The 21,492-nt window shown below is 69.1% G+C and carries 18 protein-coding genes, 1 tRNA gene and 1 pseudogene; 12 read left to right on the top strand and 8 right to left on the bottom strand.

What is annotated here, in order from left to right:
* Positions 1-96 precede the first annotated feature (96 nt).
* A complete protein-coding gene (locus tag OG905_RS20675) occupies positions 97-1,647 on the bottom strand; it encodes a PP2C family protein-serine/threonine phosphatase (protein ID WP_328674422.1) in 1,551 nt (516 codons plus the stop codon).
* Positions 1,648-2,134: 487 nt separating this feature from the next.
* Between OG905_RS20675 and OG905_RS20680 the strand changes: the two genes are divergently transcribed.
* Both OG905_RS20680 and OG905_RS20685 read left to right on the top strand, forming a co-directional pair.
* Positions 2,135-2,818: a bifunctional DNA primase/polymerase gene (locus OG905_RS20680; protein WP_328674423.1), complete on the top strand. Its 684-nt coding sequence runs from the start codon at positions 2,135-2,137 to the stop codon at positions 2,816-2,818.
* A gap of 193 nt (positions 2,819-3,011) precedes the next feature.
* On the top strand, positions 3,012-3,635 hold the full coding sequence (locus tag OG905_RS20685) for a hypothetical protein (RefSeq protein WP_328674425.1): 624 nt from the start codon (positions 3,012-3,014) through the stop codon (positions 3,633-3,635).
* 194 nt (positions 3,636-3,829) lie between these two features.
* On the opposite strand, the gene OG905_RS20690 is transcribed toward OG905_RS20685, so the two are convergent.
* The 3 genes and pseudogenes from OG905_RS20690 to OG905_RS20700 form a co-directional block, all read right to left on the bottom strand.
* Positions 3,830-4,798, bottom strand: a complete 969-nt coding sequence (locus OG905_RS20690) for a DUF5926 family protein (RefSeq protein WP_328674427.1) — start codon at positions 4,796-4,798, stop codon at positions 3,830-3,832.
* Positions 4,799-4,954: 156 nt separating this feature from the next.
* A pseudogene (locus OG905_RS20695) lies at positions 4,955-5,599 on the bottom strand (ATP-binding protein); the annotation flags it as partial.
* A 5-nt stretch (positions 5,600-5,604) separates the two neighbouring features.
* Positions 5,605-6,405: a glycerophosphodiester phosphodiesterase gene (locus OG905_RS20700; protein WP_328674429.1), complete on the bottom strand. Its 801-nt coding sequence runs from the start codon at positions 6,403-6,405 to the stop codon at positions 5,605-5,607.
* A 241-nt stretch (positions 6,406-6,646) separates the two neighbouring features.
* Here OG905_RS20700 and OG905_RS20705 point away from each other — a divergent pair, with 241 nt between their 5' ends.
* Complete coding sequence (locus OG905_RS20705; protein WP_328674431.1) at positions 6,647-8,191, top strand: S1C family serine protease; 1,545 nt, start codon at positions 6,647-6,649, stop codon at positions 8,189-8,191.
* 139 nt (positions 8,192-8,330) lie between these two features.
* Positions 8,331-8,417 (top strand) — tRNA-Ser (locus tag OG905_RS20710).
* 142 nt (positions 8,418-8,559) lie between these two features.
* Here OG905_RS20710 and OG905_RS20715 read toward each other — a convergent pair.
* On the bottom strand, positions 8,560-9,129 hold the full coding sequence (locus OG905_RS20715; RefSeq protein ID WP_328674432.1) for a hypothetical protein: 570 nt from the start codon (positions 9,127-9,129) through the stop codon (positions 8,560-8,562).
* Positions 9,130-9,440: 311 nt separating this feature from the next.
* On the opposite strand from OG905_RS20715, the gene OG905_RS20720 reads away from it, so the two are divergent.
* Positions 9,441-11,993, top strand: coding sequence for a DUF6185 family protein (locus OG905_RS20720; RefSeq protein ID WP_328674434.1), 2,553 nt, complete (start codon positions 9,441-9,443; stop codon positions 11,991-11,993).
* A 579-nt stretch (positions 11,994-12,572) separates the two neighbouring features.
* Positions 12,573-12,908 (top strand): hypothetical protein, encoded by a 336-nt coding sequence (locus OG905_RS20725; RefSeq protein WP_328674436.1) that lies wholly within the window; start codon positions 12,573-12,575, stop codon positions 12,906-12,908.
* Between the two features lie 74 nt (positions 12,909-12,982).
* Here OG905_RS20725 and OG905_RS20730 read toward each other — a convergent pair whose 3' ends face one another.
* Positions 12,983-13,375, bottom strand: coding sequence for a hypothetical protein (locus OG905_RS20730; RefSeq protein WP_328674438.1), 393 nt, complete (start codon positions 13,373-13,375; stop codon positions 12,983-12,985).
* Positions 13,376-13,434: 59 nt separating this feature from the next.
* Here OG905_RS20730 and OG905_RS20735 point away from each other — a divergent pair, with 59 nt between their 5' ends.
* The 5 genes from OG905_RS20735 (at position 13,435) to OG905_RS20755 (ending at position 16,655) form a co-directional block, all read left to right on the top strand.
* A complete protein-coding gene (locus OG905_RS20735) occupies positions 13,435-13,911 on the top strand; it encodes a hypothetical protein (RefSeq protein WP_328674441.1) in 477 nt (158 codons plus the stop codon).
* A gap of 104 nt (positions 13,912-14,015) precedes the next feature.
* On the top strand, positions 14,016-14,714 hold the full coding sequence (locus OG905_RS20740) for a helix-turn-helix transcriptional regulator (RefSeq protein ID WP_328674442.1): 699 nt from the start codon (positions 14,016-14,018) through the stop codon (positions 14,712-14,714).
* Between the two features lie 50 nt (positions 14,715-14,764).
* Positions 14,765-15,514: a hypothetical protein gene (locus tag OG905_RS20745; protein ID WP_328674444.1), complete on the top strand. Its 750-nt coding sequence runs from the start codon at positions 14,765-14,767 to the stop codon at positions 15,512-15,514.
* Between the two features lie 480 nt (positions 15,515-15,994).
* Positions 15,995-16,177: a hypothetical protein gene (locus tag OG905_RS20750; protein ID WP_328674445.1), complete on the top strand. Its 183-nt coding sequence runs from the start codon at positions 15,995-15,997 to the stop codon at positions 16,175-16,177.
* Positions 16,178-16,238: 61 nt separating this feature from the next.
* Positions 16,239-16,655 (top strand): hypothetical protein, encoded by a 417-nt coding sequence (locus OG905_RS20755; RefSeq protein ID WP_328674448.1) that lies wholly within the window; start codon positions 16,239-16,241, stop codon positions 16,653-16,655.
* Between the two features lie 438 nt (positions 16,656-17,093).
* Here the strand turns inward: OG905_RS20755 and OG905_RS20760 are convergent, their stop codons facing one another.
* Positions 17,094-18,032 (bottom strand): tellurite resistance/C4-dicarboxylate transporter family protein, encoded by a 939-nt coding sequence (locus OG905_RS20760; RefSeq protein WP_328674450.1) that lies wholly within the window; start codon positions 18,030-18,032, stop codon positions 17,094-17,096.
* A gap of 272 nt (positions 18,033-18,304) precedes the next feature.
* Entirely contained in the window at positions 18,305-18,535 is a 231-nt protein-coding gene (locus OG905_RS20765; protein WP_328674451.1) for a response regulator transcription factor, read from the bottom strand.
* A gap of 380 nt (positions 18,536-18,915) precedes the next feature.
* Between OG905_RS20765 and OG905_RS20770 the strand changes: the two genes are divergently transcribed.
* Entirely contained in the window at positions 18,916-21,345 is a 2,430-nt protein-coding gene (locus OG905_RS20770; protein ID WP_328674453.1) for a SpoIIE family protein phosphatase, read from the top strand.
* The last annotated feature ends 147 nt before the right edge of the window (positions 21,346-21,492 follow it).

Here is a 21,492-nt window from a genome sequence, read left to right on the forward strand (position 1 = left end):
GACACTGGACCTCCCCTGGCTTCAGCCGGGGGCGACCTCACCATCGTATGTGTGAGCGGAAGACGGCCAGGTGTCCTGTGGAAAACGTGTGAGGAATCAGTCAAAACGGGCGGCGAGCAACACCACGTCCTCACCGGTGTCGGCCTCGTCGAGACCCTCGGGCAGCACCGTGCGCAGCACATGCTCGGCGATCGCTCCCGGGTCGTCGCGCAGCGACTTCGGCACGCTCGCGGCCGCCGCGTGCAGCCGGGCGAAAGCCCGGTCCATGGGGTCACCGGTACGCCGCAGCAGCCCGTCCGTGTAGAGCAGCACCGTTTCTCCGGGCTCGGGCGAGAGCTCCACGCTCGGCGCCTCCCAGCAGGCGAGCATCCCCAGCGGCGCGGACAGGGACGTCTCGACGAACTCGGTGCGCCGCTCCCCGACCACCAGCGGCGGTGTGTGCCCGGCGCCGGCCAGCACGATCTTTCTCCCGGCGGGCTCCGCGTACGCGAAGAGCGCGGTCGCGGTGCGGGCCGGTTCCGTCAGCCGCAGCAGCAGCTCCAGATCGGACAGTACGGCGACGGGGTCCTCGCCCTCCATCACGGCGTACGCCCTAAGGGAGGCCCGCAGCCGTCCCATCGCAGCCATCGCGCTGGGACCGGAGCCGCTGACGGATCCGACCGCGAGCCCCAGCGCTCCCTCGGGCAGTGGCAGCGCGTCGTACCAGTCGCCACCGCCGCCTGGAGTCGTGCGGTGTCTGACGGCGAGCTGGACGCCGGGCACCCGGGGCAGCCGGCTGGGCAGCAGTTCCTCGGCGACGGTCGCCACTGTGGCGCGCGCCTGCTCCAGTTCGACGAGCCGGGCCAGATGCTCGGTGGCGTAGCGCATGTAGAGCCCGACCAGATGGCACTGGCGCTCCACCGGGGTGGCGGGCTCGTCGTACATCCACACGGCGGCGCCGAGCGTTCCGGCCGCTTCGGAGGCGAGCGGCACGGTGTAACTGGCGGCGTAGCCGAGGCGGAGGGCCACCTCGCGGTGGCGGGAGTCGAGCGTCTTGTCGCCGAGCAGATCGGGATGGGCGACAGCCTCGGGAGGTCCGCCTGGGCCGGGCCGTCCGTCAGGGAGGCGGCCGTCGAGGATCCGCCCGTAGGCGGTCGCGGTGCGTGGCACCGTCTCGATGTGGCCAAGTTCGGCATGGGTGAACCCGAGGCCCTTGGTGAGGGCGGGACCACGGTCCGGCTCGAAACAGTCGGCCCGTGAGGCGGCGGAGGCGGGTTCGAGGACGACCAGGCCACGCCGGGCCCCGACGAGGGCGGCACCGGCGCGCAGTAGTTCATGGAGGGCGTCGTCGAGCGAAGCGGTCCGGACCAGTCGCTCGGTGAGTTCGTGGAGGGTGGTCAGGTCGGAGACCCAGCCTGCGAGCCGGTCCTGAATCACCGCTCCGGGAGGGGCCGGTACGGCGGGGATGGCGGGCAGGGCGGCGGCAGTGTGCGTGGGGTTGGGAACCGTTGAATCGATTCCAGCCACTTTCGGCAGGTGAGAGGGGCTCATGGCAGCCGGCTTTCCGACTGGTGCGTTTCGCTCAATAGCATCGCAAACCCCCATGTCATTCTGCGCCGCTATCAATGCATCCACATGTACACGCACAAGTAAGGGGATGTCCAGCATTGGACCAGTGGGATCGGTGGTGTCTAGGTGACCTTGAACTTGGCCGAAAAATGCACCCCCTGGCGGTCAATTGAGGTCGACTGAGGGCTGTTCGGCAGGGGGGATCCTCCCAGGGCGAAGCCCGAGGGGGAGTCATTCCAAGCGGGATGGGTACCTAAACGGTGATGGCCAGGGGCAGTTGAGACCGCCCCGGAACCTGGCGACGGGCCCGGGCGTCATAACAGCCGGAGGCCGCGCCTCATCCCCGAGTGGCGGGGAAAAGTTCAGCGGGACTGCAAGCGCCAGGCGCGCGCCACCCCTCGCCACGCGTTTAATGGACTACAGCCCACGTTCGGCCCCGGGCGGCGATCCTGCCGCAGGCGAAGCGGCGGGCCGCCCATGCCACCGGCAAGGGGCGGCGATGCGCCGACTTGTACGCACAGTGAAGAGCTGCACACAAGGTGTGATGTGGTGGACCTCGGCGTTCAACGGAAAGGAACGAGCGCTCATGCGCGAGATCCTCGGAAGGCGACGCAGGCTCCGGTTCCGGCGCAAGAGGGGGCCTGTCCAGCTCGACGCGGCGCTCACCTACGCCGCCGGGTGGCAATGGCCCGTACTCCCCGGTGTGGGACTGAAAGCGGCCGGAAGTCGCGGTGACCGCGGGCGCGGCTGCGCCTGCCCCGACCCCGAGTGCGTCGTACCCGGCGCGCACCCCTTCGACCCAGGAATCCTCGCGGCGACGACGGACGAGCGGATGGTGCGCTGGTGGTGGACCAACCGGCCCACCGCTCCGATCGTGCTGGCCACCGGAGGGCGTGCGCCCTGCGCCGTCAGCCTTTCGGCGGTCGCCGGGGCGCGAGCCCTGTCGGCACTTGACCGGATGGGCACGCGGCTCGGCCCGGTTGTGGCGACGCCCACCCGGTGGTCGCTGCTTGTGGCTCCGTACACCCTCGAACGGCTCGGTGAACTTCTCTTCGTCAAGGACTGCGTGCCCAGTTCACTGCGCTTCCACGGAGAGGGCGGCTATCTCGTGCTGCCGCCTTCACAGGCCGGGACGGGACAGGTGCGCTGGGAACGCGCGCCGCTGCCCGGCTCCGCGGCTCCCTGGCTGCCGGATGTGGAGGCGGTGGTGGACGCGCTGGTCGAGGCGAGCACCAGCGCACCGGACGGCGGCAGCCGCCTCGCGTACTGACCGACTCACCGACCGCGCGTACTGCCGGCGCTACTGACAACGTGCACTGATCCGGGCCGGCTCCGTCACTCGTACGGGTAGGAGCCGGCCCGAGTTGTACGGGAATTGGGCGCGCGGCGCCCCGGGCGCACCGATTGCGTCGCTATCTTCGGCCCACCATCAACAATTTCCCGCGCAGTCGGCAGGTGGACCCATGAATCTCCGCATGATCGGGCTCTGCGCTGTCGTGGTGTTCGCCGCGCTGCTGCCGCTGGCCGCGTTCGCCGGGCCGAGCGACGGAATTTGGCCGGGATCCGGCGCTGCGCCCCTGGACGAGGCGAAGCCGAAAACCGATGCCCGGCCCGGCCTGCTGCCCGGGCTCGGCTCCGCCGAAGGGACGGGCGAAGCGCCGGGCGAAGGGGCAGGCGCTTCCGGCGCCTCCGACGCAGCCGAGCGATCGGGTGTGACGGGGGCCACTGCCCCGCAGACGTCGGCCCGATGTGGGCCGGAACTCACCTCTCCCGACGGCGTCGAGGCACAGACCTGCGTACTGAGAGAGGGGCGCGACACCTGGGCGCGTACCTACTACCGCAATGCGACGGGCGAGGAATTGAGCTCCGTACTCACTCTGATGGGGCCCGGCGGGCGCACTTTGCAGACCAACTGTGTGGTCGAGGCGGGCGACGAACCGAATGTCTGTGAGACGCCCCGTGAGCTCTCGCGCGGGCCTGTTGCGCGGTATTCGGCGGTAGCGGAGTTCGCGACTGCGGACGAGGCGGGCGAAGGGCCGCTGCTGCTGCGATCCGGGAGCAACTCGGCTGCTCCGGCTGGCCGTTGAGGAATGAGTCATTCCGCGGAAATGGAAGCGCCCGGTCGCTGGCGACGGGGGATGCACCAGCGGCCGGGCTTCTAGAACGGTAACAAGAGATCGGCGGTTCGCAAATTCGATCTCGGGTATTCGGACAACGATTTACCTGCCCGTAGGGCGAGTTGTGACTGGAGTCACCTATCGGTCGACAGAAAACGTCACTCTCAGCTCAGGGTGACTTGGCGGTTGGTGAGCCCACCGCGCGCCCGGCGCTCCTCCGCGGTCAGCGGAGCGTCCGTCTGAAGAGCCTTGGCCAGCCGCTCGGCGAGCTCGGCCGCGGGCTTCTCGCACTCCTCTGCGCCCATCCCGCTCGGCAGGTCCCAGACGGGGACCATCAGGCCGTGCGCGCGGAAGGAGCCGACCAGCCGGGTGCCCTCGCCGAGGGAAGAGGTGCCTGCGGCGTGCAGCCGGGCCAGCGCGTCGAGGAGCTGCTCCTCGGGGTGCGGCATGACCCAGCGCAGGTGGTTCTTCTCCGGGGTCTCGCACCAGTAGGCGGCGTCCACGCCGGAGAGCTTCACGGTCGGGATCGCCGCTGCGTTCGCGCGCTCCAGCGATGCGGCGACCTCGGGGGTGGCGTTCTCCGCGGAGTCCGGGACCCAGAACTCGAAGCCGGAGTGGACGACCGGCGCGAAGGCGACGCTCTCGTCGAGGAGGTCCTGAAGGCGTGGGCCGTCGGCGGGCACCCGCTGGGCGGCGACCGGGGTGCCGGGCTCGGCGCTCAGCGCACGCCGGAGCGTATCGGCGAGATCCCGGCTCAGATCGCCCGACGACGTGTCGTTCTGCAGGCCGAGCAGTACGGAGCCGTCTTCGCGGCGCAGCGCGGGCCAGGCCATCGGCAGTACGGTCGCGAGGGTCACCGAGGGCACGCCCTCGGGCAGTCCGCCCTTCACGGTCAGCTCTACGGTCGCGGCGGGCACAAGCTCGCGCAGGGCTACCCAGTCGCACTCGCCGGGCAGGCCCTCGAAGGGACGCTGGACCAGCTCGGTCACGGCGTGCGCGGCGGCCCGGCCGTGACAGGCCTTGTAGCGGCGGCCCGATCCGCACGGGCAGGGCTCGCGGGCCCCGACGACCGGAATCTCCCCGCTTTCGATCTGGGGCTTGGCGGCCTTCGTCTGGGGGCGCTTCTTGGCCATGTGTGGCTCTCTCCCGACTGCGGTGGTGCTGTGTCGGGCGCGAGCCTAGTCCTCTGTCGCCGTCACGGGGGAGCAGCGGCTCACAAGCGCGGCCTGGTGCGCCGAACCGGTGGTGCCGGTTCCGCTCCTCGTTCCGCCCCCTTCGGCCCCGGCTTCAGCGAGGTCGTCGTACGAGTCCGCGAAGTCGAAGCCGGGGCCGGCGACGCGCGTAGCGAAATCCTCGCGGCGGAGCCCTTCGGTGACGACTACCCATACTGTGACCTCACCGGCCGCACTGTCCCGGACACCCCAGTCCTGGGCGAGCGCGCTGATGATGTTGAGCCCGCGGCCACCACGCGCCGTGACCGAAGGCGTGGCCGGAACCGGTCGGGTCGGACCGCCTCCGTCCGTCACTTCCACGGTGAGCCGGCCTGCCGTGTCCACGCCCCATGCTGCCCGGATGTCGCCGTCGCCCACCTCGGCGTGGCCCAGCGGCCTGCCATGACGGCATGCGTTACTGAGAAGCTCGGAAAGGATAAGAACTGCATCGTCGACGACCGATTCGGACATCCCGCTGCGTCGCAATTGCTCCCGCATACGGTGTCTCGCCTCACCCACGCCCGCAGGGCCATGGGGTACGGCCATGCTCGACGACGTGGGCACCTCCTGTGCCACCACCAACGCCACCCCCGAGACCTCCTTTGCCCCACGCCACGGTGTGAATGCCCCAATGGACTGGACCGGAAACCGGCCAACGGCAGGCCAGTGACGCACTCGTAACGATCGAATACGGAACGAACGCGCCGGTGCACTCCCTGTCATCAGAGTTAGAGGCGACCCAACTGGGACAGGACCTGTTTGGGGCGATTGGTGATGATTGCCTCGACGCCCAGCCGGGCACAGAGCTCTACGTCCTCCGGCTCATTGACCGTCCAGACATGGACACGATGGCCCGCGCGGTGCAGCCGGGCGATATAGCCGGGGTGGTTGCGTACGATCCGCATCCCCGGTCCCGCGATCCGCGCTCCGGCCGGCAGCCGTCCGTCGCGCAGCCGCGGCGTCACGAACTGCATCAGATAGACGGTGGGCAGGTTCGGCGAGGCCGCGGAGACCCGGTGCAGCGAGCGGGCCGAGAAGCTCATGATCCGTACGGGCGAGTCGTCGGCCGTGACGGGATCGGCCAGTCCGAAGCGGCCGAGCAGCTGGATCAGCCGCTCCTCCACCTGGCCCGCCCAGCGGGTGGGGTGCTTGGTCTCGATCGCCAGCTCGATGCGCCGCCCGGAGTCGGCCACCAGCTCCAGCAGCCGCTCCAGGGTCAGTACGGAGGTGAAGGACGGGTCTCCCCAGTCGGGGCTCTCCTCGCTGTCCTTCCACGAGCCGAAGTCGAGGGCGGCGAGATCCGCGAGCTCCAGGGCGGAGACGGCGCCCCGGCCGTTGGAGGTGCGGTTGACGCGCCGGTCGTGGACACAGACGAGATGGCCGTCCGCGGTGAGCCGTACATCGCACTCGAGGGCGTCCGCGCCGTCCTCGATCGCCTTCTTGTACGCGGCGAGGGTGTGCTCGGGCGCGTCCTCGGAGGCGCCTCGGTGGGCGACGACCTGGATGTTGTGCTGTCGTGCTTGAGTCACCGCGTCATGGTGTCACCGCAACGGGGTAGGCGGGTGCCGGGGGCCGCCATGTGTCACTCGCAGGTTCGTCCGAAGGGCGTGCGATGACTGTCCGGCGGCCCTGGAGATGCGTCCGTTTTGCCGGACGTAAAGGATTACGTAGATACGCACAGGTCCCGCTTACAGTGGCCTGACGGGCTGTGGGAAAAGCTGTCCGCAGACACCTGCATAGCGCCGACGTGGAACCTGAGGAGAAACAGCTGTGAGCACCGAGAACGAGGGCAACGAGGGCACTGCGGTACCGGCCGCCCCGTCCGTACCTCCTGTGCCGGCCGCTGCTCCCGCGGGCATGCCCGCGTCCACCGAGGGAGCCGGGGCGGACCGGACGCCTCACACGAACGGGGCCACCCGAACCATCGAGCCGGCAGCGGCTGCGGTCGAGGAGCCCGGGCACTCCCCCCAGCCCGAGCCCACCACCGCGCCGCTGCCCGGTCCCGTACCTGCCGCCGCGCCGACCGGCGGCCAGCCGCAGGGAGCCGACTGGCCGCCGCCCCCGCCCGCACTCCCCTCGTACGGGAGCGGCTCCTACGGGGGCGGCTCCCACGGGAGCGGCGACAGCGGCGGCGGCCCGGTCTGGGGAGCACCCGCCCAGGTCTCGGAGCCCCCGCGCAAGCGTTCCGGCGGCCTGGTCGCCGCGGTGCTCGTGGCTGCACTCGTCGCGGGCGGCGTCGGCGGCGGCATCGGCTACTGGGCCGCCGAGCACAACGACGACGGCATCGACTCGACCACGGTCTCCGCGGCCGACACGCCCAGGGACTTCAAGCGCGAGCCGGGCACGGTCGCCGCGGTCGCGGCCAAGGCGCTGCCGAGCGTGGTCACCATCGAGGCGAAGGCGGGCGGCGCCGGCGTCGGCGAGAGCGGTGAGAGCGAGGGCGGCACGGGCACCGGCTTCGTCTACGACAAGGAAGGCCACATCCTCACGAACAACCATGTGGTGGCCTCCGCGGCCGACGGCGGCACACTGTCCGCGACCTTCTCCAACGGCAAGAAGTACGACGCCGAAGTGATCGGCCGGGCGCAGGGTTACGACGTCGCAGTACTGAAGCTGAAGAACGCGCCCTCGGGGCTGAACCCGCTGGCCCTCGGCAACTCCGAGCAGGTCGCCGTCGGCGACTCGACCATCGCGATCGGCGCGCCCTTCGGCCTCTCGAACACCGTCACCACCGGCATCATCAGCGCGAAGAACCGCCCGGTCGCCTCTGGGGACGGCTCCAGCGGCAAGAACTCGTACATGAGCGCCCTGCAGACCGACGCCTCCATCAACCCGGGCAACTCCGGCGGCCCGCTGCTCGATTCACGCGGTGCGGTCATCGGGATCAACTCCGCGATCCAGTCGGCGGGCAGCGGCCTCGGCCAGACGCAGGCGGGCTCGATCGGCCTCGGCTTCGCCATCCCGATCAACCAGGCGAAGAACGTCGCAGTACAGCTGATCAAGACGGGCAAGCCGGTCTACCCGGTGATCGGCGCCACGGTCGACATGTCGGGCAAGGACTCCGGCGCCAAGATCGCCGCCCAGAGCACGGGCGGCACCCCGGCGGTGTCCCCGAACGGCCCCGCCGCGAAGGCGGGCCTCAAGGCGGGCGACGTCATCACCCAGTTCAACGGCAAGCCGGTGGACAGCGGCCCGACGCTGATCAGCGAAATCTGGAACCACAAGCCTGGCGACAAGGTGACGCTCACGTACGAGCGCGACGGCAAGGAACACACGGCGGAGGTCGTCCTGGGCAAGCGCACGGGCGACAGCTGACCGCTGCTCCTTCGGTACGGGAGACCTCCGTACGGGGAGAGCGCGGTACGGCAGTGCTCGTTACGGGAGAACACTGCTGCGACGCACGACGCGGGGCCGGTAGTCTGTAGCCCGCTCCGCCGCAGGTGGCCGGGGCGTGGGTGGGTTGCCCGAGCGGCCTAAGGGAACGGTCTTGAAAACCGTCGTGGCAGCGATGTCACCGTGGGTTCAAATCCCACACCCACCGCGCAGGTCAGAAGCATCGCAGGTCAGAAGGGGCGCCCCCGCTCTCGGGGGCGCCCCTTCTGCGTGCACCTTGTCTCACCCTGACTCGCCCGTGTCCCAGGTTTGACCAGCACGTATGGGCCATCTGTGGGCCAAGCCAGGGCCTACCCGCCCTTGCTCAGCTCCTGCGCGATGAGCTGATTGGATCGTGATTGCTCGCCCCGGAGGATCTTGGCGTAGAAGCGGAACAGCACGGCGATGCTGTGGCCTGCCCGGCGGGCGACTTCTACCGGATCAACCCCTGACTTGATCCACAGAGACACACCGGCATGGCGAAGCGAATACGGCACTTCCGCGAGCGGGGTCGCCGCGTCCTCCTTGGACAGCACCGCAGCACGAGCGGCGTCCCACAGATCGCAGTACTCGGTGGAGCGCACCCGACCACCCTGCGCTGCACGGAACAAACGGCCGTCAGGGGTGGTCCCGTAGGTTGCGAGGTGGTCCCGCAGCATCCGCACGAGTAGGGGCGGAATGGGCACGGACCGTGTCGCCCCACGGGCCCGACGCTTGAGGCTGCGTGCCTCGTAGGAGGCGCCATCATCAGTCCAGCCTCCCCCGACTTCCGGGCGGCTCTCACCGAGCAGCAACTCGCCCCACTGCTCCGCAGCGTCCTCGGTGTCTGGGGGCAGCGTGCAGTCTGAGGCCTTGAGGGAGGCGATTTCAGCGGGGCGCATTGCCGCGTAGTACAGGCACCCGAAGAACCCCGCGAGGTGCCGCCCACGCGCCCCGGAGTCCCGTACGGCCTCGATGAAGGAGGCGGCCAGCGTCGGGCCGGGGACGTACCGGAAATCGATCTCCTCATCCGTCTCCGGTGGTGTCCAGTCGACACGGGGAAGGGGGTTGGCAGACAGGAGGCCTTTCTCAGAAACCTTCTCTACGTCATCAAGGCTTACCGCGATCTGCGACCTTAACGATCACACGGGGCGGGCAGAAACTCAGTCCGGCGCAATCGGGGGAGGGCGCATTGGCCTTATGCACGGGGTGGTTGAGGTGTCTGTCGGTCCTGGCCGTGCTGCTCGCGGGGCTGTTCTCGGGCGCAGCTCCGGCCCACGCGGCCGCCGACCCCACGGAGTGCCAGGAGTCCGTGTTCGACAAGTCCGAGGTCTCGACGGACATCCGGCTCAACGAGCACCGTTACGACACGGGCTTGATCACGTTCACGACGGTGATCGAGATTCCCGTGTCCTGGCCGCTGTACGACGGACTCATGCTGTCGCCGAAGTCAGGTTCGTACCGGAAGGCGATGCGCTGCCTCCTCGCCGACGGTGGCTGGACGGGGATCCGCGACAAGGAAGAGCGCGACGGTCTGCCGGTCGTGGTGGCCACGAAGAAGGAGACGACCGTCACGGACACCGTCCGGGTCACCCTGAACGACCGCAACAGCCATGACGTCGGCCCGTGGAAGGCCGAGCTGAACGCCACTGGATATCATCTGACACTGAATGCGCCGCCGGCGCTGCGGCGGGCGTCCTGGGACGTGAGGCTGGAGCGGGACGGAAACAACATCCTCGCCCCCCGCCCGAAACCTCTCCACCTGACGGACGACGCAACGTACACGTGGGAGAACGTGCACGGTGCTCAGGGACCGGAGCTGACCATTACCCTCGATGCGCCCTGGCGCATCCGGATGGTCGCCAAGATAGGTCAGTACCCGGCGAACATCGTCATCTGTGGAGTGCAGGCATTCGGCGTCCTGATCGTCTTCCTTCCGTTCCTGATCTCCCGGGTCCGTGAACGCGGGCGGCATCCGGTCGTGCCGCACCTGCCCACTCTGACCGTGGCCGTCGTCCTGCAGCTCGTGATCGCGCTGCTGAACGCCCTGGACTTCGGCGTGTTCGACATCCTGTCCGAGAAGACGGACATGAACGCCGTATTGTTCGGCGACGCGGATCTCTCGTCTGCCTACCAGGGAGCGATCGCCGCGGCCTGGATGGCCGTCGCCGTGGCGATGTTCCATCTGGGAGTCCTGCGGCATGTGGCGCGGGTGTGGGTGTCCCTGGTACTGGGCGCGGGCGTAGCGGCGGCCGCCGTGGTCTTCTACCGCGTCGGCCCGCGGGCGGAAGTCGTCCTCGCTCTGGACGGTGTCCTGTCGCTGCTGGTGTTCGCCGGAACCGCGGGAGTCTGCCTCGCGGCGTGGCGGGCCGCCCGGGGCCAGGTCACGCGGTGGCAGCACGCCGGGGTCGCGCTGGGCATCGGCGCCCTGGCCGCGGCGCTCACGCTGGGCAGTTTCCTGAAGAACATCATCAACACCCAGCGGCACCAGCGATGGCTGCTGGACGACCCCTCCGTGGACCTGGACTTCGACCTACTCAACTATCCGTCGTACCTGTGTGCCGCGCTGGTGTTCACGTGGTGGCTCGCCGTGCTGGCGGCTTCGGTGCCTGTCCTCAAGAACCTGCCTCCAGGACGCACTCGGCCGTCCGTCCGCCTGCTCGTCGTCGTGCTGGGCGGGATAGCCCTCGAGGACTGGCCGGACTGGTACGCGGGCGTACCCGTGTCACTCATCCCGCTGACCACCACGGTGGTCCTGCTGATCGGCATAAGGATCAACAAGTCCCACGTGCTGCTCACCAAGCGCCTGGGAGCGCCGTCGTCCGGCACCACACCGCCGGGCGACACACTTGGCGAACTCGTCGCGCGGAGCTCGCCGTCGACGCTGGCGGACCTGCGGGCCACGGCCCTGGCCTACCACTCGCTGGAACAGGAGGGCCGCAAGCTCGACGCAGCCTGGAACGGCGCCTCGGACATGGACGCGGAGGCCTATCACCAGAAGCGCGGGAGCATCGAGCGTGAACTCGACCGGCTGTCCGACTGGCCCCCGCCGACCAATGCCGCCACCAGTGGCAGGCTCCGCATCCGGCGCGGCCGCCGCCGCAACGGCAACGCAGTGGGCCGGCTGCCAGCCGGCGTCACACCCGTCGACGTGGCCATGTGCCTCGGCCCGTCCACGACGCCGTGGCAGAACGGCCTGCGGGCGTCCCTATACATGACGATCATGAGCTTGCCCGTCGTGCTGTACCTGTACAAGGAGGACTACGACCCCTCCTGGTGGACCAGCCAGTTCACCCAGTGGTTCGGTCCCCTATGGCTCGTGTACTGGGTGCTCATCCCGCCACTGGCCTGGGCCTCGAGCGGTTTCCTCCTGGGCTTCTTCTGGCACGAACTTCCCGGCAGGCGGGGCCCGGTGAAAATACTACCCATCGCGCTCGCGTACGTGATCGCGATGCTGGTGGACAGCTTCGTCCGCTACGCGCTGGACCAGACCGCCGCGAACTACCAGTGGGGCGTCACCGGTCTGCTGACGATCGCCCTGACCATCACCAGCGTCACGATGGACGCCAACACCCTGCGCGCACAGCGCCCCTCGTGGGCGACGTCGTGGAGCCCGCTGGCCTCCGTCTACCGCCTCGGAGCTGCCCAGACCGGCGTGGCGCTCGTCATCGCACAGGTGGCGGCCATCGTCAGCCTGTGGCTACAACTGCGCAACGGCATGGATTCCGGAGGCGGGGAGAGCGGATCTCCGACGGAGGGCAAGTAGGCGCCTGCGAGCCGTCCTACACCCACGTATCCAGCCACATCCGCAAAGGCCCGCGCACGGCGCGGGCTCGCGCCGCCTCGACGACAGCCTGCACGGTAGCGGGCACGAGATAGGAGATAACCTCTGGGGCCGGGGCGGTGGGTTCCACGGCTTTAGCCCCGCGCTCCTCCGGCAGTGCCTGCTGGGGCCGTAACCGACCGGAATAACCGCCGGAGACCGATCCGCCTGGAGTACGGATCAGGTGGCTGTGGGCCATGCGTGGGCCAACAGGTCGCCCCGACCAGCCGCTGTATGACACTTCGCAGGTCAGGGCCAACGTGAGACAAACATCCACGACGCTCTTGAAAACCGTCGTGGCAGCGATGTCACCGTGGGTTCAAATCCCACACCCACCGCAGCAGGTCAGAAGGGGTGCCACTCTCCGGAGCGGCACCCCTTCTGCATGAACCTGTCTCACCCTGGCTCGCCGGTTTCCCAGCTTTGACCAGCGCGTGCGGCCAACCTGCGGCCAGGATTCACGAGCCCCCTTGCCACCTGCCCCGGCCTCGGTGCTCGGGAAAGCTGGTGCACACTTGCGCCGTGGATCATACGAATCACCACCTGGAGGCTGTGGTCGACGCGCTCGTCCGGGCCGGCAACCGCTTCCGTCCCCGCCCGCCCGGCAAGGGCGCAGGCCCGTTCTGGACGACACAAGGCGGCCCGGTGTGCTACATGGAGGCACCGATCGACTTCGCGGTCGCCAGGGGTGTACCGGACCAGCCTGCGGAACTTCGATTCCATGAGGACATCGACCCGATCTTCTGTCCCCTGTGCTGGACACCGATCAACGGACCGGGCTACCGCCCCCAGACAGTCTGGGACACCGGACATATGACCCTCGATGCCAAGGTCGACGACCGTAGTCCGGATGCTTGAAGCGGCGTTCGCAGGTGGCTGATCGCATTGATCACGAATCCAACTGAGCGGCTTCGCGGGTCCCGAGCCTTGGTTCACCGCCCCTGTGTCTCGCCCCCGTGCTCCGCCAACCCCTGCTCGATCAGCGCGTTCATTTTCGCTTCCTCGCCGTCCAGCACCTTGGTGTAGTAGCGCTGAAGCACAGCGACGCTCTGACCGGCCCGGCGGGCGGTCTCGGCCAGGCTCACCCCGGAGCGAAGCCAGGACGACACGCAGGCGTGCCGCAGGTCGTACGGGATGGCAGCGAGTGGAGATGCGATCTGCGCTGGCGTCAGAGCCTTGCGGCGCGCTTCCTTCCACACAGCGCCGTACTCCTGTGACCGCACCGGACCTCCGCGTACGGCGCTGAACAGTCGCCCTTCGGGGGTCGCCACGAACGCGTCCAAATGAGCCCGCAGGATGGCGACCAGCACGGGCGGGATTGGCACCGGTCGGACCGCGCGGCGAGCCCGGTGCTTCAACTGGCGTTCCTCGTAAGGCTTGCGCAATGAGCTACCAGCAGCGCGACCAGATCGAGCGGCGCATCCGCGCGGCCATCGATCGGTTGTTGGCCGGGCAGATCCCGCTCGGCGGCGCCTGCGACGTCAAGACGCTCGCCCGTGAGGCAGGCATCTCCCGCGCATCCCTCTACCGGACCTGGGGCCACCTCAAGGACGAATTCGAGAAGCGGCGGGCAGCCGCCTGGGCTGCGGGCCGGCAGCCCGACCCGCGCGAGGCCCGCATCGTCCGGCTACGTGATCTCAACCAGCGGCTCACCGGCAAACTCGCCCGCACCCACACCGAGCTGACGCAGCTCAAGGAGCGTCACCAGCACCTGCTGTCGGTCCTGGCGGCCATGGACGACGAGGTTCAGCGGCTTCGCCGCCGCTCAGTACGTCCGCTGCGGTCCCGGATCATCGGCAGGGGGGACGAAGCCAAGGGCGTCGTCCCCCCCTGCCCCGCCGCTGATGTCACACCAGTGTGATCAGCAGGGCGGAGATCAGCAGCGCAGTCTGGTGGAGGGCCTGGTCAGTTGACTGCACTGACTCGGGGATCGGCTCGACCGGTGGCGGCGGTTAGGCTGGGGCAGTGAACCGCACCGATCGCCTGTATGCGCTGGTCGAGGAGCTTCGAGCGGTAGCGCCCCGGCCGCGCAGTGCTCCGTGGCTGGCACGGCGGTTCGAGGTCAGCGTGCGCACCGTAGAGCGGGATCTCGAAGCGTTGAGGCAGTCGGGCCTGCCGATCCGCAGTGACTCCGGTCGGGCTGGTGGATACAGCCTGGACCGGGACCGTACGCTGCCGCCCGTGACACTCAGCGCCACTGAGGCCCTCGCCGTCAGCGTCGCGCTTCGCACAGCGGCGTCCACGCCGTTCGCGGCAGCCGCACACCGCGCCGGTCAGAAGGTGCTGGCAGTGCTGCCCGCCGACGTGCGACAGCGGGAGGAAGCGCTCGCGCGGCTGGTGTACCGGGTCGGGGACCACGCGCCTGGCCAGAGCGGCAAGTTGAGCGAGATCATCGTCGAGGCAGTGGTCTCCGGACATGTCCTGCACCTCACCTATGCCGACCGGGCTGGCGCGGCAACAACGCGCGACGTCGAGCCGTTGGGCCTCCTGTGGGGACCCAGTGGCTGGTATCTGGCGGCGTGGTGCCGGCTGCGGTCAGCGGTCCGAGGCTTCCAGCTCGACCGGATCACCTCGTTGGAACTGTCGGACGAACGAGTGGCATCCCGGGAACCGCAGTGGAGGGCCGAGTTGAAGCGCTTGGATGCCGAACCTTTCGCTCTGTGATCTGAAACACCGACAGGACGGTGTCGCGAGGGGCCGCAATGCTGTTCACCATGGACAACGAGAAGCGCATGATCACGTGGTGCCGCATGTGGAACGAGGACCCCTCCCTGGCGTACGGCCTGATGTCCGACGATTGCGTGCAGTGGTCGGATCACGGAGCCAGCCTGGACACGGTGGTCGGCCCGCACGAGCAGGAACAGTTCGTCACCGGGTACCGCGCGCGCCACGTGAACGTCTTCAGCCCGCGAGTACTCGTCGACGCCGGTGACCGATTCGCCTACCTGTGGGATGTGAGGAAGGCCGACGGTCAGGTACTGACCGGCATCGACGTCAACATTCTCACGGACGACCGCATACGGGAGAACTGGACGTTCGTGGCGGAGCGGCGTTGTGAGCAATCCGATCCAGAACCCGATGCGGCCCCTCGGACCGACCCTGCCACGATCGAGGACCTGTGCCACCACTGGGTTCAGCTTCGCAACGGCCGGGCCGAGCTGGCCACGGACGTGGTGACGGACGACTTCGACCTGTTCTCGGGCGCCGGACCGTGTGGCGATGCGCACGGCCCCTCCGAGTTGGCCGACCTGATCGAGCGACAGGCCAAGACCAACTACCCGCCCGCCATCAGGATCCACCGGCAGCCCGTCGTCGACCCCGCGCGAAGGTACGTAGCGTTTCTCTGGACGGCCGAAACCAGGGCTGACGGTACCTCGGTCGGCGGCGTCGACCTCCTGACAGTGCGCTCCGGCCGGTTCGCACGCGCGTGGTCCCTGACGGGGACTCGTCCATTCCGGTACTGAAGCCCGTGCCCACGCCACCTGGTGGACGCAATATCGGTGGTCGCGTCTGTGTGTCCATTTCGGCACCGTAGGCGTGGATGCCGACCCAAGGTGGTGGTGAGTTGCGAATTCGTACGCCGGCCGTGACGACCCGTTCCTGAACCTCCCGGTCAGCCTGGCGTTCGCCTGCCAAGCCATTGGTGCAGAGAAGATCAGTGAGATACACGCCGTTCATCCCGGCCGTCTTTAGCTCGGCAACCCCTTGAAGCCGACGTGCGCGTGGACCGGATTGCTGCCCGCTCAGGGCCTGTCACCAGGCGATATGGGCCATGCGTGGGCCGGCGGGGCCGCTGGTCCAGGGAACAGGACAGAGTCGTCCTACCCGAGATGCGTGAAGGGCGACGCCTCGCGAACGCAGTGGCTGGCGGCTACTCCTCGGCTACGGCTTCGAGAACTCGCCCGAGCGCTGCCGACTGCGTCGAATGGCCTTGCGTAGAGGCGGTGCAGGCTCTCAAGATCGTGCCGGACCGTCAGATCCAGCCGACCGATGTTCGCACCGCCGGGTATGTCGCGCTCGCGCAGGATCTGGCGGCGGATCATGTCCCACGCCAGGCAGGCGTCGAATCCGCCTTTCGCCATGCGCACGCCTCAACTCAACACGTCCACAAAGTAGTTGACAGGTGATCCAGGGCGACGCTTTGATCTAGCACTCGTAACGACCCGACATCTACAGGGGGAACGCTTGATGAAGCGCAGCACGGTAGCAAAGGCCGGTATGGCTCTCGCGGCGAGCGTCATCATCGTCGGGGGCATGGCGGGCTCGGCCTCCGCAAGCGGAAGCAATGTGACCATCTCCCGGACCTGGGGCACGGCGACCTTTACGACCTACGGCGACGAGCTGAAGGTGAAGGACCTGTCCGCGGACGGCTACAGCGTGCAGGCCAAGATCCAGCGCTGGCAGAAGGTCAACATCGACGCGTGGAGCTGGGTGGATCACCGGACCGGCTGCTACGACACGACCACCAAGAACGACACGACCGACGGCTACTCGATCTGCAACTACGACCTGACCGAGAACGACACGGTCCGGGTCTGCATCGTCCGCTCGAAGGACGGCGTCCGCTACGGCGACTGGATCTGCAGCGCCGAGACGCAGGCCTGATTCCTGCCGCCCTTCGCGCCCCCGCCCGCCCTTGCCGCGTGCGGCCGCGGGCGCGCTGGGCGCAGGACACATTGGAGTCGTCCACCTCGTTTCCCAGCCGGAAACCGGCGGTGATCCCGACATGCAGTACTGCATTGCTTGGACAGGCAGCGGCAATGAGACCGGCCGCAACGGTGCGCTTCTCTTGAAGGCACCTGGGTATCAGTGCGGTGCCACTCTGGCAGGCGCCATCGACGTGCAAGCTGTACACCCGGATGGTGAGTCAAGCGTGTTCTACGACGCCCCTCAAGAGTGCGCTTCCCTTTACCCGGGGACCCGCCTTACCTATCCAGCGATCCTTGACTACAGCGGTCTCGACGAAGAGGTGCCGTCGGCTTATGTCTGTCTGACAGAACGCACCGGCGGGTGACGAGCGAAGCAACATGTCGCCCACCAGGCTCAACGGGCGCAGGAGCGGAGCAGACCGGCGAGCGTCAGGAACCAGGCTGCGACCGCGGTCCAGAGAAGGGCACGCCCGACTGTGTCGAGCCAGGGGATGTCCGTGGCGGTGGAGACTGAGAGGGTGGCGACGGCGGTAATGCCCATGGGAAAGACCGTGGACCAGCGACGGATGTCGTAGTGCAGGCGGGGGCGGGCCAGTTCGGCGGTGAGGAGGACGGCGTGCCAGGCGAGGGCGAGGGCGAGCAGGACCAGGGTGGTGGTGCGGAGCGCTTCGTGGGCGGACCCGGTCCAGAGTGGGGAGAGGATCAGCTTTGAGCCGGCCAGGGATGAGATCGCGAGCGCGCCGGATGCGATCCACTGGTCTCCGGCACCGCGCCAGATCTGCCGGAAGTCGTAGCGGGTGAGGGCTTCGAGGTAGAGCGCGAGGCCCAGGCAGAAAAGGACGAGCGCCGCCCACGTCAGCCAGTCGCCGGCGCCGGCCAGGACGAGGGTGCCGGCGAGGACGGCGAGAGACTGCGTCGCGACGCACACCAGGAACACGGACCCGGGTATCGGGCGCTTCCAGTGCCGGGCGACGGCGGTCAGCAGACCGGGCCAGAGTGCGGAGGCCAGCGCGAGCAGGGCGGCGGCGAGATGATGCAGGCCGGCGAGTGAACTCCGGGTGCCGAGAAGGGCGGTGGCGGCGACGGCGGTCAGCGCGGGCGGTGTGTCGGCCTCGGCGAACCAGCGCGGCCGGTCCCGGACCAGTCGGAAGCCGACGTCGAGGGCGAGCACCAGCCAGAGCGCCCCGGCCAGCGCGAAGGCCACCGCCGACAGGACGGTATAGCCGATCAGTAGCAGGCCGACGGACAGGGCGCCGGTGGCCAAGACCGCGCCCCCGGCCGCGGGGTGAACCACCGGTGGGGAGAAAGGGGCTGTGCGGGGACGGGCGGTCACGTCTTGCAGTCTTCCGTCCCGCACAGTTCCTCGCGCCCTTGGACACGCGTGCCTACGCTGCGGGGGGAGCGACGACTGCTCGCATCGGGCGCGGATGACCCGCGTCGAGCTGACCCGCGCGCTCGCTGCCGAAGCGTTGCTGGAGCAGTTTGGGGCCGTAAGGCCCGAGTGCCCGCCGACGACCGGTGGTGTGTACGACTTCACCCACGGGCCGCGGGCTGGTGAGGACTGGGACTTCCCCGACTTGCAGCGCGACCTCCGCAGCCTGGGTGTCACAGTCCCAGGGAAATGGCCCATCGGGTGAGTTCGGCCGTGCTGTTTATGTTGAGCTTGGCCCGGATACGGCGGAGATAGGTGTCGACCGTGTGCTTGGAGAGCCCCATCTGGCGGGCCGCTTGCAGGTAGGTGCACCCTGAGGCGATATGCCGAAGGGTCTCCAGCTCACGCGGGGCCAGCACAGGTGCGGGGGCTTCCGTATGCACCGTGGTGGGTGCGAAGCGCATGGGATTTCCTCCGACGAATCGGCTCGGTCATCACTGCTCACACCCTCGGAAGCAGTGGATAAATGCCTGAATGCTGCATTTTGTCCGCTTTCGAAAAGGCTGCCTGGGTGACTTCATGACCGTGTCCGCTGACTGTCACAGGGGTGTCACAGGCCACCTCCACAGGCGCGCCACCGGAGCGATCATCGTGGTCCCGGCCGGCGGGGCCCGGCGGTGAAAGCCGTCGGGGCGGCGCTGTTCCTGAGCGGCCCGTCGCGTCATGAGACAGGCATGGGCAGGGCTCGTCGTGACGGCGCCGGGTTGGTACTCCATGCCCCTGAGGATCATGCTTGTCAGGAGGGCCCGGCCGTGCAGGTTCCCGAAGGGCGAGATGAGCGCCGATGGAGCGAATTCCTACCCCTCCCGGTGACCAGGCGCAGGCGGACGCCTTGCCGGAGTCGGCCTACACGGCCACGGCCACCGTCAACGAGCAGGGCATCGTGACGGGGTGGAGTGAGGGAGCCCGGAGGCTGCTGGGCTACGCACCCTCGGAGGTCGTGGGCCACCGGGCCGCGCGGCTGCTCTGCGATGACATCGATGAGAGAGCGCTGCAGGATGCGGCCGGGCGGGAGAGGTGGAGCGGCACCGTGGCGCTGCGGCACCGGGACGGTCACCGGCTCGAGCAGCGAATGCTCGTGCACCGCCCCAGGCCGGACGGCCCGGTCGCCGAGTGGCTGGTGGTGTCCGCCGTGGCGGGCCAGCCGCGCACGCCCGGAGACGAGGCGCTGGGGGAATGGGCCTTTCGCCAGTCCCCCAGCCTCCTGGCGGTCTTCGATGCGGACCTGCGGCTGGTGCGGGCCAACGCCGGCATGGAGCGCGCACTGTCCCTCACCGAGGACCAGATGCGCGGGCTGCGCCTGCCGGACCTCGCGCCGCATCCCGTGAGCGATCAGGCCGAGGCGAAGATGCGCCTGGCGCTGGACAGCGGCGAGGTGCAGCACGTAGAGGCCTACATCCGCCCCACGGGTGTCAGCGCGGAGCACGGCTGGTCGACCACGCTGGCTCCGCTGAAAGACCCCGACGGCCGGGTGCGCGCCGTATGCCTGTCGGCGCACGACACGCTGCAGGAGCACCTCGCCCGGCAGCGAATGCTCCTGCTGAACGAAGCCGGAGCCCGCATCGGCACCACCCCGGACGTCCAGCGCACCGCGCAGGAACTGGCCGACGTCGCCGTCCCCCGCCTCGCGGACTTCGCCGCCATCGACCTGCTGGATGCCGTCCAGCGCGGTGGCGAGGTGCTCCCCGTCCCGGCGGCCGGTCCCCTCACCATGGACCGCGCCGCTGTGCGGTCGGTCCTCGACGACGACGTCTCCCCCTTCGCGGCGGGAGAACCCTCCCGCTACCCTGCGTCGTCACCGGTGGCCCAGTGCCTGGCCCAGGGCCATGGCGCCCTGTACGAAGTGAGCGACCCGGCCGTCGCCCGGTGGGCGGCCCAGGACCCCCAAGCCGCCGCCTGGATCCGCGAGGCGGGAACCCACTCGGTGATGGTGGTGCCGATGCGGGCGCACGGCAGCACGCTCGGCGTGGCCCTCTTCAGCCGTCACCAGCGCCCGGAGCCTTTCGAACCGGACGACCTGTGGCTGGCCGAGGAACTCACGGCCATAGCGGCCGTCAGCATCCACAGCGCCCGCCGCCGCCCCCGGGAACGCACCACAACCATGACCCTGCAGCGCAGCCTGCTCCCGCAGACGCTGCCCGATCAGGGAGCCTTGGATGTCGCCACCCGCTACCTGCCCGCCGACAGCCGGGCCGGCGTGGGCGGCGACTGGTTCGATGTGATCCCGCTGTCCGGCATGCGGGTGGCCCTCGTCGTGGGCGATGTGGTCGGCCACGGCATCCGTGCCTCCGCCACCATGGGCAGGCTGCGCACCGCGGTGCGCACCCTGGCCGACGTCGACCTGCCGCCCGACGAACTGCTCACCCATCTCGACGACCTCGTCATCCACCTGTCCGCCGACGAGGGCGGCACGGAAGGCGCCGCCGAGAGCGCCGGAGGCATCGGCACCACCTGCCTGTACGCGGTCTACGACCCGGTCTCCCGCCGCTGCACCCTCGCCCGGGCCGGCCACCCCCCGCCCGCGGTGGTCACCCCGGACGGCGCCGTCCGCTTCCTCGACGTCCCGGCCGGACCACCCCTGGGCCTGGGCGGCCTGCCGTTCGAGACCTTCGAGACCGAGTTGCCCGAGGGCAGCCTGATCGCCCTCTACACCGACGGTGTGCTCGAAGTCCGCGACCACGACATCGATGACTCACTGGACAAGATGTTCGCCGCCCTCGCCCGCCCCGCCAAGACGCTGGACATGGTCTGCGAGAGGATCCTCACCTCCATGCTGACCCACAGCCCCGACGACGACATCGCCCTGCTCATCGCCCGCACCCGGGCCCTTGACGCCGACCGGGTCGCCACCTGGGACCTGGCCTTTGACCCCGCCATCGTCGCCCAGGCACGCCGGCACGCCACCGACAAACTGACCACCTGGCAGCTGGACGACGCCGCGTTCATCACCGAACTCGTCGTCAGCGAACTAGTCACCAACGCCATCCGCTACGGCCGGCCGCCCATCCAGCTGCGCCTGATCCACGACGACAGCACCCTCATCTGTGAGGTCTTCGACTCCAGCAGCACCGCCCCGCACATGCGCCGCGCCCGGACCTTCGACGAAGGAGGACGGGGCCTCCTTCTGGTCGGCCAGCTCGCCCAGCGCTGGGGCACCCGGCACGCCCCCACCGGCAAAACCGTCTGGGCCGAACAGTTCCTCACCACCGATTGAAGCCCCCGGCCCCAGACCCTCGACGCAGCACGCGGCCCTTGCCCACCACGACCTGCACACCCGGGCGGCCCCATCCGTGCGCGGTCCCCTTCCCCGCGCATGCGGCGCTGATGGCGATCGCCCAGGGAGCCAGGCTGGGGCGACCCA

Source organism: Streptomyces sp. NBC_00322 (assembly GCF_036147535.1).
Taxonomy (GTDB): Bacteria; Actinomycetota; Actinomycetes; order Streptomycetales; family Streptomycetaceae; genus Streptomyces.

Coding starts and splice junctions, on each gene's coding strand:
- OG905_RS20770 (WP_328674453.1), top strand. CDS start 18,916: ATGGAGCGAATTCCTACCCCTCCCGGTGACCAGGCGCAGGCGGACGCC.
- OG905_RS20680 (WP_328674423.1), top strand. CDS start 2,135: ATGCGCGAGATCCTCGGAAGGCGACGCAGGCTCCGGTTCCGGCGCAAG.
- OG905_RS20675 (WP_328674422.1), bottom strand. CDS start 1,647: ATGCTGGACATCCCCTTACTTGTGCGTGTACATGTGGATGCATTGATA.
- OG905_RS20685 (WP_328674425.1), top strand. CDS start 3,012: ATGAATCTCCGCATGATCGGGCTCTGCGCTGTCGTGGTGTTCGCCGCG.
- OG905_RS20690 (WP_328674427.1), bottom strand. CDS start 4,798: ATGGCCAAGAAGCGCCCCCAGACGAAGGCCGCCAAGCCCCAGATCGAA.
- OG905_RS20715 (WP_328674432.1), bottom strand. CDS start 9,129: ATGCGCCCCGCTGAAATCGCCTCCCTCAAGGCCTCAGACTGCACGCTG.
- OG905_RS20755 (WP_328674448.1), top strand. CDS start 16,239: ATGAAGCGCAGCACGGTAGCAAAGGCCGGTATGGCTCTCGCGGCGAGC.
- OG905_RS20745 (WP_328674444.1), top strand. CDS start 14,765: ATGGACAACGAGAAGCGCATGATCACGTGGTGCCGCATGTGGAACGAG.
- OG905_RS20735 (WP_328674441.1), top strand. CDS start 13,435: ATGAGCTACCAGCAGCGCGACCAGATCGAGCGGCGCATCCGCGCGGCC.
- OG905_RS20765 (WP_328674451.1), bottom strand. CDS start 18,535: ATGCGCTTCGCACCCACCACGGTGCATACGGAAGCCCCCGCACCTGTG.